At 65.7% G+C, this 14,492-nt stretch carries 2 protein-coding genes; both read right to left on the bottom strand.

Going from position 1 to position 14,492, the window contains the following annotated elements:
- Positions 1–310: 310 nt before the first annotated feature.
- Positions 311–769 carry an Imm42 family immunity protein gene (locus VUG52_RS12875; protein ID WP_050705827.1) on the bottom strand — a complete coding sequence of 153 codons (459 nt, stop codon included), beginning with the start codon at positions 767–769 and terminating at the stop codon, positions 311–313.
- The gene (locus VUG52_RS12870) at positions 766–14,490 is read right to left on the bottom strand and encodes a two-partner secretion domain-containing protein (protein ID WP_050705828.1); all 13,725 of its coding nucleotides are present in this window, start codon (positions 14,488–14,490) and stop codon (positions 766–768) included. Before VUG52_RS12870 ends, VUG52_RS12875 begins: the two co-directional genes overlap by 4 nt.
- Between the last annotated feature and the right edge of the window lie 2 nt (positions 14,491–14,492).

Genomic DNA, 14,492 nt, shown 5'->3' with positions numbered 1-14,492 from the left:
GGGTTGACAGACCGAGACGTTGGCACTCGGCGCACACGGGGTGCCCACACGCACAGCCGCCATGAAAGCAAACCTACGAGGGCAACGTCTACGGTCTGTCAAAACCGACCGCTGAATTGGCAGCGGCAGGCCGAGACTAGAAGGCGAGTTGACCTGGAGCAAGGGCTGAAAGGCGGTAAAAGCATGCTTCGGAAATGGACTACAAGGAATAAGGAAATTCCGATTCTTATCCTTGCTCCAGGTCCAAAAACCAGGACGAGAAGGCTGCCTCAGCAAAGTCGTCTGCGAGGCTGCCTTTCTCGAGCGAACGCTACAATCTGCATGTCTTGAGCTGTTCGATGACAGCAGCCACGGTACCTGTCTCAAGCTTTAAACCTTCTACGGTATGGCCATCATCCCGCGACCAAACCAGTCGATCGCCATCCCGTTCCATTTGGAAGTACAGAATGAAACCAGAATCTTCAGCTTCAGTAGCCGAAAAGTCCGCGATGCCTGGTAGCAAATCGCCTATCTCCCCCGAAAAGTAGGCCCTGGCATTGTCGAAAACTTCTCGATCCTCATAGATTAGATCCGCAGTAGAGTCAGGCAATCGGATGCCGGAGAAGAAACTCAGCGCTGAACGCAGTTCCAACGCTTCTACAGCATCATAAATACGCACTCCACCGGCATACACGCAAAGCAAACCATTTTTCCAGCTGTCACCCTGCACATTCCAAGCGCCAACGACCTGGAACTGCACGGCGAACCTATCCGGATCACCTGCAATCACTTGATTTTCACTCCCAAAAGTTTCTGTATATCCGTAGGTATCTGGTTACCGCGAAGAGGGCTTCGGCTGTCGCCGGTACTACCGTTCCAGTGGTATTCGCCATTACTGCCCATGAATCGGTGCACCTGCCCGTCAGCGTCCACTGCATACCGGGTTTCCTTATTGCCACCAGTCTTGGGGGCAGGAATTGATTTTTCAAACAGCTCAAGCGAGGCCTTGGGCTCGATGCCTGCATTACCTCGGTTCCCCGCCTGCCCAGCCGTGTGCTTTGGATTGGATTTATACATCAAACCATTTGCAGCGACTATCAGCTCAGGTTGTGGAATGGCACTCCCCTTTACACCTCTCCCTGCCCCCAGGATCGCCATACCTGCCGCAGCACTCAACTCGGAGATCATCGAGGCTTTTTCTTTGATCGAGAGTTTTCGCCCGGCCGCCTTATCCAGCCACTCAGTCTGCTTCGCCCACTGATCTGTCCTTGCGGCCTCGTCAGGCGTGAGCCAACCCTCCTTGATGTATTTGGCGAAAAGAAGCTGTTCGTCGGTAAAGAAAGTTGCACCCCAGGAATCGACACCCTGCGATGGAATTGCGATCTTGCTTGGATCTCCGATGAGCAATCCGGTCATATCATAAGCAATGGAGTTCTTGAAGAACGCCTGCAACTCCTTGGCCACTGGAGTGTCTAGAGATATCGTGCTTCCCTTTATCGAGTCGGCGCAGGCTCGCGTTTTGCACTCATCAATAATTGCCGAACGCTTTGCTGACAATTTTTCCGTCCGAGCAAGAATCCCCTTGATCTTATCTTCGCTGCAGGTAGCAGATGCTCTGCAGGCTTTCAGCTCATTAAGCAAAGCTTCCGCTGTGGGATGATCCAGGCTATTGAACTTCGTCGCCTGCGAAGCCACCCAACCTGCAATGGCCTGGTCCTTATCAGAACCTCCCGCCGCCGCCGCAATCGTGAGGCCGATCAACTGCGAAGTCATGGCCAGTAACTGGTCATGCATACCATTGTTGAATACCTTGTCCCCAACTGTAGCGACAAACGCTTCGTTCGCTCCCGCGGCCAAGGCCCCTGTTCTGAAATCGCTTCCCGCCAGTTCCGCAATCAAACCGCCTACCAACGCATGCGCCCCAAGCTTGGCTGGCAGCCCAGAGAACTCCAATTGCGTACCCAAGCGGTTGTATATGCCTGCAGAAAGGGCATCGGCTGCCGAGCTGATCGCCGCATGCGCCAAGTTATCCTTGAGGCTACCGCCATTTATCGCCGTATTGGCAACGGCTCCGAATCCACTTTCGGCAAACGTATATCCTGCGAACTTGGTAGCGCCGTCTATCTTGCCCAGATCAAAGCCATGCGTGGCTTTTGAGACATCTTCCCCTGAAACACCGAAGGCCTTGTCCAGAACACCTGCGGCGAACCCTGCCGCCAACCCGCTAATCAGGTAGCTTTTCATGCTATCTGCGGAGGTCACATCCTTCATTACCGCGCCAAGGTTGCCTTTGTTGTTGATGACACTGACAGCGCCTTGCGATACCGCTGCGGAAAAGCTCGCCACTGCAGCTGCGCTGGCCGCTGTACCGATGGTTGCTGCTGTGGTAGCCGACATACCTGCCGCCAAAGCTGCGCCTTGAGCAGCACTCCCCGCAGAAGCGCCAATTGCTGCAGCAGTGCCACTACCAGCCGTCAGCACAGTCACGACGATGATGATCGCGAGCATGGCCCCCTGACCAAGCCCTGAGTGGCTGTACTTGTAGGCTTCATGTGTTTCTTGGATCAGTTTCCAATCGACATCCCCGCGCTTCTCTGCCTCTTTCAACCAAGCCAGGTCCGGATTAGCCTTGACCATTGCGTCGATCGCTTCGCTGACCGTTTGCTGATTGACTTGTCTGATATCGATCTGCAGACCGTCGACTGCCTTGATCGCGAGGTTGCCCTTCGCGACCAATTCGCTCTGACGCAGGGTCTCATCAGTACTGCCTTTGCCACTCATGCTTGTCCATGCAAGGCTCGACTTGCTCTTCTCGTGGCTCTCTTGATGTAAGTCCTTCACTCCTTCAAACGTGATGCCGCCCCCGCTATCCAAGGTCAGGTCGGCGCCGCTGGTGAGCTTGGCCACCTGGTAGCGTTGGTCGCCATCACTGAGGAGGGTCAGGTCGCCACCACTGGTGATCTCGCTGCCGACATGACGCACGTCGGTGACTTCATCGCGCCTGGTCTTCTTGCTGCCGAAGCTGCCCTTGCTTTTTTTCTGGTACAGCGAGTAATCGCTGTCGGTCTCGGCCAGCAGTTCGAGCTGGTCACCGGCGTAGAGGAAGGCCTCGTCGCCCGCGCTGACGCGGCTGGAGATAAGCCTGAGGTCCTCGCCTGCCGTGAGCGAGACATCGCCGCCAGCCCTGAGGTCGGTCGCCACCTGGCGGACATGGTCCTCCTGGCGCGTGACTTTTTTGCTCTTGGCGTAGAAATGCTCCTCATTGGCCGCGGAGGCCAGGGTCAGGTCGTTGAGGGCATCGACGGTGATGTTGCGCTTGGCCTCCAGTTCGCTGCCGACAACGGTGAAGTCGTGGCCGGCGAACATGCCCAGGTCGCGGCCCGCGGTAACCTGCGAGCCGAACTGGGTGATGCTCTCGCTGCTCTGACGCCCGTTGCGGTACTGGGTGCTCTGCTCGGCCGAGCCGATCAGCAGGTCACGGCCCGTGCGCATCTCCAGGTCGCGGCCGGCCTGCAGCACGCCGCCGACGTTGACCATGTCGCGACCGGTGGACATCGACAGGTCGTTGCTCGCCTCGATGCGCGCGGCGCTGTCCAGGGTCGCCCAGGTGGTGTAGCGGCCCTGCTCCTGCGACTGGGTGCGCTCGTTGACCACGTCGCCCAGCAAGGTGGAGAGGTTGACGTCACGCCCTTTGATGATGCCGCCGGCACCGTTGTACAGGGTGTTGCCCGCCAGCAGGTCGACCCGCCCACCGGCTTCGATCAGCCCGGTGTTGACCAGGTTCTCGCCCGCGCTGGCCGACAGGTTGTTGCTGGCACGCACGGTACCGGGGTTGATCAGGTCGGTGCCGGCGATCAGGGTCACGTCCTTGCCTTCGATCAGGGCGCCGTTGGGTGCCAGCCGGTCATTGGCGTTGGCCAGGTACAACACTGGCACCAGCACTTTCTCACCCATCACCTGGTGCTCTTCGAGCCAGACGATGTCGTGGGTCAGTGCCGCCACCTGCGCTGCCGTCAGGCTCACCCCGACGGACAGGTTCAATTGCTGCTTGCTGGCCAGCGCGTTGTCCATCAGGTGGCGATACAGCGCCTCGTCGGAGGTCTGCCCGTCGATGTAGCGCTTGCCGGTGCGGGCCGTGACCGCCTGCTGGATCAGGCGCTGCTCGTAGAAACCGTCGCCCAGGCGTTTCCAGCTCTTGTCCGGGTCATAGCCGAGGTTGCCGAGCAGGTAATCCGAACTCATGAACTGCTTGAGGTCGGTCAGCACCGGGTCGGTTTCGATCAGGTACTTGTGCGGCTGGGCGCCGGTCGTGGCGGCGGGTACGCCCTGCACCCGGGGGATGCTCAGCGGGTTGACCGCGCTGGCCCGGCTGGAAACGCCGGCGGCCACGCTTGGGCTGACGGCCGCGACCGTCGGCAGTACCGGAGCCGGTTGCGTGATAGTGGCGCCACCGCCCGATCCGCTGGCCAGGCGCGGCGCCTCCACTTGTACAGGGGTGGCCTGGTGGCCTGCGCCCAGTTCGCTGCGGCCTGGCAGCGTCTGTGGCCCCTGCCCCGCCGCGATCGCCTCGACCCTGACGGTGTCGATCCGCGTATCCAGGTCGATGCCCTGGCGCTGGCGCTCGCCCAGTTGACGCTCGCTGGCGCTGCTCGGCGCCAGCGCCGCGATATCGACAGCGCGTCCCTGTACCTGCGGCAGCGGTTGCTGGCGCTGTTGCAGGTCGATGCTGGCGCCCCCCAGCGTCCAGCTGGCGGGGGCCGGATCGGCCACCGACACGCTGGCCTGGCTGGCGGCCTGGCTGCTCAGGCGGAACAGGCCATTGCCGCTGGTGGGCAGGCTAAAGCCGGGCAGATCCAGGGGGTTGACCTGGCGCTGGGCCAAGTCAGGCGGCAATTGCCGGTTCGGCGCCACCACCGTACGGGTAAAGGTGGCGGCCGTGCGTGTGTCCAGCGTGCGCCCGGCGTTGGCGCCCGGTGCGTTCCAGGCTTGCTCGACCCCGTTGCTCAACCGCGTGGCGGCTGTGATCGAGACATTGCCACCGGCCTGGATGATTGCCGGCAGGTAGGTCTGGGCATCCCCAGCAATGATCTTTTCGCCAAAGACGTTGGCACCCTTGACCGCAGCGGGTGCTTCGGCACGAACACCCTGAGCGTACAGCGAAGGGGCACGGTAGTTCCTGTTGTAGTAATCGCTGCCCCTCCACGACTGCACGGCAACCGAGCCGAAGTTGAGCCAGTTGGACTGCTCGCGGGGTGGCCCACAGCACCTGAAACTGTGAGGCAGCATCCGCGAAGCCTGGCCGTCGGCATTCAGGAACCAGAAGTCGTAGGCGTACTGGGCATCGTTGTACCGGTTGTACGCATACATTTCGACCGTATTGACCGACGCATCCAGGTACTTGAAGCTGGTGAAGTTCCCGACTGCGCTACCTTGGTTCTCGAAGGTATCGACCACGATGCTGATGTTGCCGCTGGCCGCCACCTGCGAGTTGCTGTTGGTGAACCGACTGCCACTGATATGCAGATCCTTCCCCGAGGTAATGCTGGCCGCCACGGCATCGGCACCTGTAGGCGCGGATGTGCGAATTTGCTCGACCAGGACGTAATGGGAAGGGTCGGACCTGGTGATGCCCAGCCTTGGCGACGTGCAGCTATAGCAACGAATCCCCAGCGCCGAGGAAATGACCTCACGGTTTACGTTGAAGTTGTTGCGCTCGTTGACCACCTGCGTCGCATTCAGGCTGAAGTTGCCCAGGCTCTGCATCTGCCCCGACAGGTTGCGGATCAGCGTCGCCCGGCTACCCGGCAGCAGGCCGCCGATGGCGATGTCGCCGATGCCGTACAGGTCCGCCAGGGTGTTGTTCAGGTTGTCCGTGGCCACTTGCATGGCAGCACCCGAGAAAATCAGCCCACCGCCCTGGTTGGTGATGCCACTGGCAGTCAGCTGCAGGCCCCCCGAGCCTGCCAGCGTGCCGCTGTTGACCAGCTGCCCGGCGTTGATCTTCAGCGTCTGCCCGGCCGTGACGCGGCCCAGGTTGCCCAGTGCCGCAAGGCTGCCCGCGCCGCCCAGGGTCACATTCCCGGCGCCGGCGAGCGTGCCGCTGCTGGCCAGGTCGATGCTGCCCGCATCCAGCGACAGCGCCCCCAGGCTGGTCGCGCGACCACCCCCGGCGTAACGGCCGGACAGCGCCAGCGCCAGGCTGCCGTTGCTGGCGATCAGGCCATCGTTGCTCCAGTTGGTGCCCGTGCCCACCAGGCTTTCGCTTGCCAGCAACTGACCGCTGCCGGTCTGCACCAGCTCACCGACATTGACCGTCAGGCGCGCCGCCTGGATCACGCTGCTGTTGGTCCAGCTCGCGGCGTTCAGGGTCAGGCCGCCAAGGGTGACGATTTCGCCGCCGGCCCCGCCGAGGTTGGCCAGGCCGATATCGAACGTGCCAGCCCCACCATGCACCAGGCGCCCCCCGGCATTGAAGAAGCCCGCCGACTGCAGGCTCAGGTCCTGGTTGGCGATTTCCAGCACGCCGCCACGGTTGTCCAGCGCCCCCGTCAACTGCAGGCGCGTGCCGCCGGCACTGCCCAGGGTACGCAGCTGGCCGCCCTGGTTGTTCAGGCCGGCTGCGCTCAGGCCCAGGCGGCTATCGCTCTCGATGATGCCGCCCGTGTTGATGAGGCTGCCACGCAACCCGAACTCCACGGACTGGCCGGCGATCTGGCCATTGCCGCCGTTGTCCAGGTCGATGGCGTCGATGCCCAACTGCCCCAGGGCAAACAGGCTGCCACCGCGGTTGTTCAGGTTGGCGGTGCGTACGTCCAGGGCGCCGGCCTGGGCGGCCAGGCGGCCACTGCTGTTGTCCAGCCCGCCGAGGGCGATCAGCTTGAGCTGGCGCGCCTGGATGATACCGTTCTGGGCGTTGCCCAGCAGGCCGCCGACCTTGGCATCGAGCAGCCCTTGCAGGCTGGCGAGCACTCCGCCACGGTTGTCGACGCTGTCAGCCTCGAGCAGCAGGTTGCCGCCCTGCGCGATCAGCTTGCCGCCCTGGTTGTCCAGCGCGCCGAGGCTGGTGAGGGTGACAGCGCTCTTGGCCTGGGCGGCGCCGCCATGGTTGCTCACGCGTGCGGCGTGCACCACGAGGCTGCCGGCATCGGCGTGGATCAGGCCGTCACGGTCGTTGAGCATGGCGCCCGTGAGGTCCAGCTGGACGTCGCCATTGGCGGCCAGCGTGCCCTTGTCGCTATTGTCGAGGCTGGCCCCGACCAGGCGCAGCCCGGCCTGGCTGACCAGTTGCCCTCCCTGGTTGAGCACCACGGCGGTGCCCCGCACCTGCAAGCCCGCGCCGCTGAGCAGCTTGCCCTGGACGTTGCTCAGCTGGCCGGCAAGGTCCAGGGTCAGGGTGTCCAGCCCGACCAGCGTGCCGCCTGAGTTGTCCAGGCCGGCGGCGCGCAGGCTGAAAGCCGCCCCGCTGTCGATCCGACCGCCCTGGCGGTTGTCCAGGGTACCGTTGCCAAGGTCCAGGTGCTGCGCCGCGGCGCTGGCCAGGAACCCGCCACGGTTGTCGAGGCTGGCCGCCTTGACCTGGAGCAGGCCCTGGCTGACCAGCGCGCCGCCCAGGCTGTTGTCCAGCGCTGCGCCGAGCGTGATCGTCAGGTCGCCCTCCCGGCTGGAGAGCGTGCCGCCGTTGCGGTTGTCCAGGCTGCTGGCGGTTACCTCCAGGCCTTGGCTGCCGGACACCAGGCCGCCCTGGTTGAGCAGCCGGTCGGCGCCCAGCGTCAGGCGCCCGGTACTGATCAGCCGCCCGGCGCCGTTTTCGAGGGTGCGCGCGCCGAGGCTGAAGCCCTGCGCGCTGGAAATTTCGCCCTGGCGATTGTCGAGGTCGCGCAGGTTGGCCAGGGTCAACGGACCTTTGCCGTGAATCAGCCCCGCACGGTTGTCGAGATCACCGGCCAGCCCCTCGAACAGCAAGGCCAGGCTGCCCTCGCTCAACAGGCGTCCGCCTTGCTGGCTGAGGCGGGTGGCCCGCACCTGCAGCGCGCCCTTGGCGGAAATCTCGCCGGCATCGTTGCGCAACTGGCCGGTGCTCAACACCAGGCTGTCCTTGCTGCTAATCAGGCCCTTGGCGCTGTTGTCGATTTGGCCGGCTTGCACTGTCAGGCGTTGCTCGGTCAGCACCTGGCCGCCCTGGTTGTCCAGGTTGGCGGCGTTCAGCTCGAGCAGCTGGCGGGCGTTCACCAGGCCGCCGGCCTGGTTGCCGAGCAGGCCGGCGACGTCCAGGCGCAGGTCACCCCGGCTGTTGATGTGGCCGCCGGCATTGGCCAGGCTCGCCGCCTTGAGCGCCACGCCTGCGGCGGCGATCTGCCCCTTGAGGTTGAGCAAGGCGCGCTCCACCAGCAGATTCAAACCCTGCTGGCCGAGCAACTTGCCGTTGCCGTTGTCCAACTCGGTCGCCGCCAGGCTGAAGGCGCTGGCGCTGGAGATTTCACCGCCCCGGTTGTCGACACGCGCCAGGCGCTTGAGCAGCAGCTGGCCAGGGGTGTTGATCAACCCCTGTTGGTTATCCAGCTCGCCGTGGTCGAGGTCCAGCTCGATGCGCTGCGCGCTGTACAGGGTACCGCCCTGCTGTCGCAGGCTGGTGACGTTGGCGACCAGGGCCTGCTGGCTGGTGATGCGGCCGCCGCTGTTGTCCAGTCGGGCCGCGTCGAGGCTCAGGCTGGCGCCACTGGTCAGGCGCCCACCCTCCTGGTTATCGAGATTGCCGGTGGTGATGCGCAGTGCATCCTTGGCACTGATCGTGCCGGCCCGGCTGTCGAGGCTGGCGCCGGCCAGGTCGAGACGCCCGTTGGCTATCACCTGGCCGCCGCGGTTGGTCACCGCCCCCTGGCTTTCTAGCCACAGGTCGCCGGCGCTGGACAACAGGCCAGCGTTGTTGCCCAGCAGGGCGCCGACCAGACGCAAACCGCCTTCGCTGGTGATGCGTCCCTGGTCGTTGAGCAGGTCGCCCTCGACCTCCAGGTCCTGGCCGGTGTCACCACGCAACTCGCCGCCGCGGTTGTCCAGGCTGGCACCGCGCAGGTGGACACTGCCGGCACCGATCAGGCCTTGCTGGTTGAGGGTCACCCGCTGTTCGAGCGTCAACAGGCCCTTGGCCAGCAGCAGGCCCCCGGTGCTGTTGTCCAGGCGTTGTCCGACAAGCGTGACGCTGCCCTTGCCGTTGATCTCGCCGCCGCGGTTGTCCAGGGTCGCGGCCTTTAGCACCAGGGCGCCGGTGGCCCCCAGCAGCCCCGCCGCGCGGTTGTCGACCTGGTCGGCGTCCAAGGCCAGCGCCCCCTCGGCCTGGACCTTGCCTTGCCGGTTGTCCAGCGCCACCAGGCGTGCCTGCAAGTCACCCTTGGCCGACAGCTTGCCCTCGGCATTGAGCACGGTGGCGGCGCCCAGGTCGAGATCGCCATCGGCCTGCACGGTGCCACCTTGGTTATCCAACGCTGCGCCAACCTGAAGCTGCAAACCGCCGAGACTGCCCAGCAATCCGCCTTGGTTGTTCAAGCCGGCGGCACTGAGCTCAAGCCCTCGGGCACTGACCTGGCCGCGCAGGTTGTCGAGCTGGCGGGCGATGCGCACGGTCAGGTGCTCGCCGCCCAGCAGTTTGCCCTCGGTGTTGTCCAGGCTGTCGGCAAGCAACGTGTAGGCCTGCAGGCTGGAAATCTCGCCACGCTGGTTGACCACCTCGCCGAGGTTGCGCAGCACCAGCGGGCCAGGCCCACGAATCAGGCCGCCGCTGTTGTCCAGCCGGCCGTGGTTCAGGTCCAGTTCCAGCCCCTGCAGGCTGAACAGCTCCCCGCCCTGCTGGTCAAGGCCGGTGACACTGGCTTTGAGCGTGCGCGCGGAAATGCTGCCGGTGGCCTGGTTGCCGACCTGCCCGGCCGTGAGCTGCAGACGCTCGCCGCTGCGTACGACACCCGCCTGGCCATTGTCCAGGGTGCCGGTGTCGAGGTTCAGGTTGGCTTCGGCGGTGAGTCGACCGCCGTTGCGGTTGTCGACGCTGGCACTGGCCAGCACCAGGCTGGCGTCAGTCTCGATGCGGCCGCCCTGGTTGTTCAGCCCCTGCGCGACGGTGGCGCGCAGGTCGCCCTTGGCCGATAGCGTGCCTTGCTGGTTGAGCAGGGACGCGCCATCGAGGTTCAGGCTGCCGTCGCTGTACAACCGCCCCGTGCGGTTGTCGAGCAGCGTCGCACCCAAGCCCTGGCCGCTGGCGGACTGGCCAAGCTGCAGATGCTGGCCCGCGCCGATGGTCCCACCCCGGTTATCCAGCTGTGCCATGCCCAGCTCGACCTGCTGACCGAACAGCAACCCCTTGCTCTGGTTGATCAAGCGGTCCAGCACCAGCGCCAGGCGCGTGCCCGCCAGCACCTTGCCGCCTTCGCTGTTGTCCAGCCTTTCGCCCGCGATGTCGACCCGCGCCAGGCTGGCCAGCCGGCCGCCACGGTTGTCGGTGCCGGCAACCTGCAGATCGAGTCCCGCGTTGCCGGAGACCAGCCCCCCACCGCTGTTGTCGAGCGCATCACCGCGCAGGGTCAGGCGCCCTTCGGCGACGAATTCGCCGCCTTGCTGACGCAACTGACGGACATCCGCGCTCACCTCGCCGCGGCTGGCCATGCGGCCCTTGCCATTGTCCACCTCGGCCGCGTCCAGGCGCAGCAACGCACCGGCGGTGAGCAGGCCCTCGCGGTTGTCCAGGTAGCGACCGGCGAACGTCAGGCCCTCCTTGCCACGCAACAGGCCCTTGCGGTTGTCGAGGCTGTCGACGGTCGATTGCAGCTGGCGGTCGGCATGCAGGGTACCCTGCTGGTTATCGACACTGGTGCCGCGCAACGTCAGCAGATCGGCGCCGCTAACCAGGCCGGCGTGGTTGTCCAGGCGCCCGAACGCCAGGTCGATCAGCCCCTTGGCGCGGATCTGCCCACCCTCGCGGTTGTTCAGCAAGGCGCCCGTGCCGACCCGTAACGCGCCATCGCTGGTCAGGCTGCCACGGCCGCTGTTGTCCAGGCTGCCGGCCTCGACCCGCAGGTCCTGGCCGGTGCTGAGGACCCCGGCACGGTTGTCCAGGGCCCCGGTGACGTTCACGTGAGTAGCCACATCGCCGAGGACTTCCCCCCCTCGGTTGTCCAGGGACGCGGCACGCACCTGGGTCAGGCCACCGCTGGATATTTCGCCCTCGCCGTTGTCCACGGCGCCGGCGACGTCCAGGTCCAGGTCCCGCTCGGCCCCCAGGGTCCCGCCATGGTTGGCCAGGCTGGCGGCACGCAACTCCAGGCTGGTCGCCGAGACCAGGCCATGGGCGTTGGCCAGGGCATGCTCCACCAGCACCTTCAGCGCCTGGTCGCTGTGCAGCGTGCCATCGCCATTGTCGAGGCTGTGGGCGGCCAGGGTGAATCCCCTGGCGCTGGATATCTCGCCACCACGGTTGTCGACACCGGCCAGTTGCCGAAGCACCAGCTGCCCGGGGGTGTGGATCAGGCCGCCGCGGTTGTCCAATGCGCCGAGCGACAGGTCGAGCGTCAGGTCGCCATCGCTGACCAGGTGCCCGCCCGCCTGCTGGTCCAGGCGTCCAAGCTCGGCCAACAGCCCCTTGTGGCTGGCGATACGGCCGCCCTGGCTGTTGTCCAGCTCTCTTGCCTTCAACACCAGGAGGTCACCGCTGCGCAGTTGACCAGCCTGGCGGTTGACAAGCACATCGCTGGTGATCGTCACGGCCCCTGTGCTTTCGAGCACGCCGGCATCGCCGTTATCCAGGCGCTGGCCCGTGAACACCAGGCGCCCCGCGCCCTTGATCTGCCCGGCCCGGTTGTCCAGCGCCTGCAGGTCGAGGTCGATATCGCCTGTAGCCAGGAGCTTGCCAGTGTGGTTGTCCAGGCCCGCGCCGGCGAGCGACAGCGCACCACCGGCGCTGATCAGCCCTGCGCGATTGAGCAGTTCGGCGTCGATGCGCGCACTCAGTCCGGCGTTGCTGACCAGTTCCCCGGCAGCGTTGTCCAGACGGCTTGCATGAACATCCAGCGCCTGTGCGGCAATGCGCCCCCGGGCATTGTCCAGGGCCTGGGCAATGCGCACGGTCAGCGCCTGCTCGGAAAGCAGCTTGCCGTCCTGGTTGTCCAGGCTGTCGGCAGCCAGGCTGAAGCCCTGCTGGCTGGAGATCTCACCCCGGCGGTTGCCGACCGTGGCCAGGTTGCGCAGCAGCAAGGTACCCGGACTCTGCAGCGTGCCGCCCTCGTTGTTCCAGTGACCACGGGAGAGATCCAGGGTCAGGCCCTGGGCGGCACTGATGCGCCCCTGGCGATTGTCCAGCCCGGTGCTGGTCAGCAGCAGGCTGCCGTTGCCGGCGATCTGCCCCTCCAGGTTGACCAGGCTGCCAGCCTGCAGCACGAAGGCCTGCTCGGCCAGCAATCGGCCACGGCTGTTGTCCAGCTGGCCGGCGACTGTCATTTGCAGGCCGCCGCGCGCCTGCACGGTGCCGTCCTGGCTGAGCAGGGTCGCGGCGCTCAGGGTCAGCTGGTGGCCGGCGATCAGGCCGGCGGTGTTGGCCAGTTGCCCGGCAATCTGCACCCGCAGGTCATTGCCGCCGAGCAGCTTGCCGGAGGTATTGTCCAGTTGCCGCGCCACCAGCGCATAGGCCTGGCCGGCGGAGATCTCGCCGCCGTGGTTGTCGACGGTGCCCAGGCGTTGCAGGGTCAGTTGGCCCGGGGTGGTGAGCAGGCCGCCCTCGCTGTTGTCCAGGTGGCCGTCGGCCATGTCCAGGGTCAGCGCCTTGGCGCCGTGCAACTGGCCCCCGCCGCGCTGGTCGAGCTGGCCCAGGCGCGCCGTGGCCTGGCCATCGCTGGCGATGCGCCCGGCATTGCGGTTGTCGACGCTGGCGGCCTGCAGGTGCAGGTCCTGCCCGGCAGCCAGGGCGCCGGCGCGGTTGTCCAGGCGCCCGGCGACGGTGATGTCCAGCGCCTGCCCGGCGCTCAGCCGGCCGCCTTGGTTGTCCAGCTGGTTGGCGCCCAGCGTGTTGCGCTGCGCCGACAGCTCGCCGCCGCGGTTGTCCAGGGTCTGCGCAGTGATGCGTTGGGCCTGGCCGGCGCTGATCAGGCCGTTCTGGTTGCCCAGGGTCTGTGTCGCCTGCACGGTCTGGTCGCGCCCCGCCAGCACCCTGCCCTGGGCGCTGTTGTCCAGGGCGGCGCTGGTGATCCGGCTGTCCTGCCCGGCACTGAGGGTACCGCTGCGGTTATCCAGCTGCCCTTGTACCGCGAGATCCAGGTCGCGGCTGGCGACGATGCTCTTGCCGCTGTTGAGCAACTGCCCACTGGCGATGCTCACGTCACCCCGGGCGTTGCGGCTGCCATCGGCATTCACGCCGGCCTCGATCACGCCCTGGTTGACCAGTGTGCCTGTGGCCTGGACGCTGATTCGGTTGCCGGCAGTGATCGCCTGGCGAGAGGTCAGGTCGGCACTGCTGCGCACCTCGACCTGGCTGGCGCCATGCACCGGCCCTTGCAGGTCGACGCCGGCGGCCTGCAGCTTGACCGCGCCACTGGCGCTGGCCTGGGCCAGGCTCAGCTGGCCGTTGGCGTCCAGGCGGATATCACCGCCACTGGCCGCCACGTCCCCTGCCAGGCGCACACCGACGCCCGCCTCGGTACCTACCAGGCGAATGGCTCCGGCGTACATGCCACCCAGGGCGCTGGAGTCGATGGCCAGGGCCGGCGCATCGGCCGCATTGCCTGCACGCGGTGTCGCGGCCAGGGTCTGGGCGTCGACGTCGTTGCGCCCGGTGATGATGTTCAGTTCACGGGCGCGCAACTGCGCGTTCAGGCGTGCCGAGCGGGTAATGATGTCGAAGCGTTCGACGTTGTCGGCATTCAACCCCGTCCCTTCCAGGGCCACGCTGCCGCCATCCACCTGATAGCCACTGAGCGCGCCACGGCCGTCGAGCACCGGCTTGCCGGTGCTCAGGGTCACCTGTGGCGTGTTGATGAAGCCACAGCCATCACAGGTGATGCCGTGAGGGTTGGCGACGATGACCTTGGCCGCATGCCCGGCCACTTCGGTATAGCCGCGCAGCTGGCTGGCGTTGGCGCCGTTGACTTCGTTGAGGATGACATTGGCCGCCGCCCCTTGCAGGTTCGGGTTGCCGACGATGATCCCGCCCAGCTGGGTAGCCTGGGTGCGCTCGGTGGCGTTGTTGAGGATCAGCCCCTGCTGGCCGACGTTGTAGTCGCTGAACTGGTTGTGCGACAGCCCGCTGCCGTTGGGCGCGGCGATGTTGACGATCGGCACGCCGTTACCCGCCTGGCCGAGGCTGGTCCCCGGCCCGCTGACCACCACACCTTCGGCGGCCTGCGCCCACAGCGGCTGCCAGAACATGGCGTTGGCCAGCAGGAAGGCCAGGCCACGCTTGGGCAACCCGCAGAAATGCTCACGGTGCTGGATTGCGGCCGAGCGTTGGCGGGCCAGGAAGGCAAACAGGCGAACGTCCATGT

The organism is Pseudomonas sp. LH21 (assembly GCF_036549575.1).
GTDB lineage: Bacteria > Pseudomonadota > Gammaproteobacteria > Pseudomonadales > Pseudomonadaceae > Aquipseudomonas > Aquipseudomonas peradeniyensis.
The sequence above is the reverse complement of the archived record's forward strand: the minus strand, read 5'-3'. Positions and strand labels throughout refer to the sequence as shown.

Excerpts from the sequence above, each read along its gene's own strand:
- VUG52_RS12870 (WP_050705828.1), bottom strand. The coding sequence starts at position 14,490 with ATGGACGTTCGCCTGTTTGCCTTCCTGGCCCGCCAACGCTCGGCCGCA.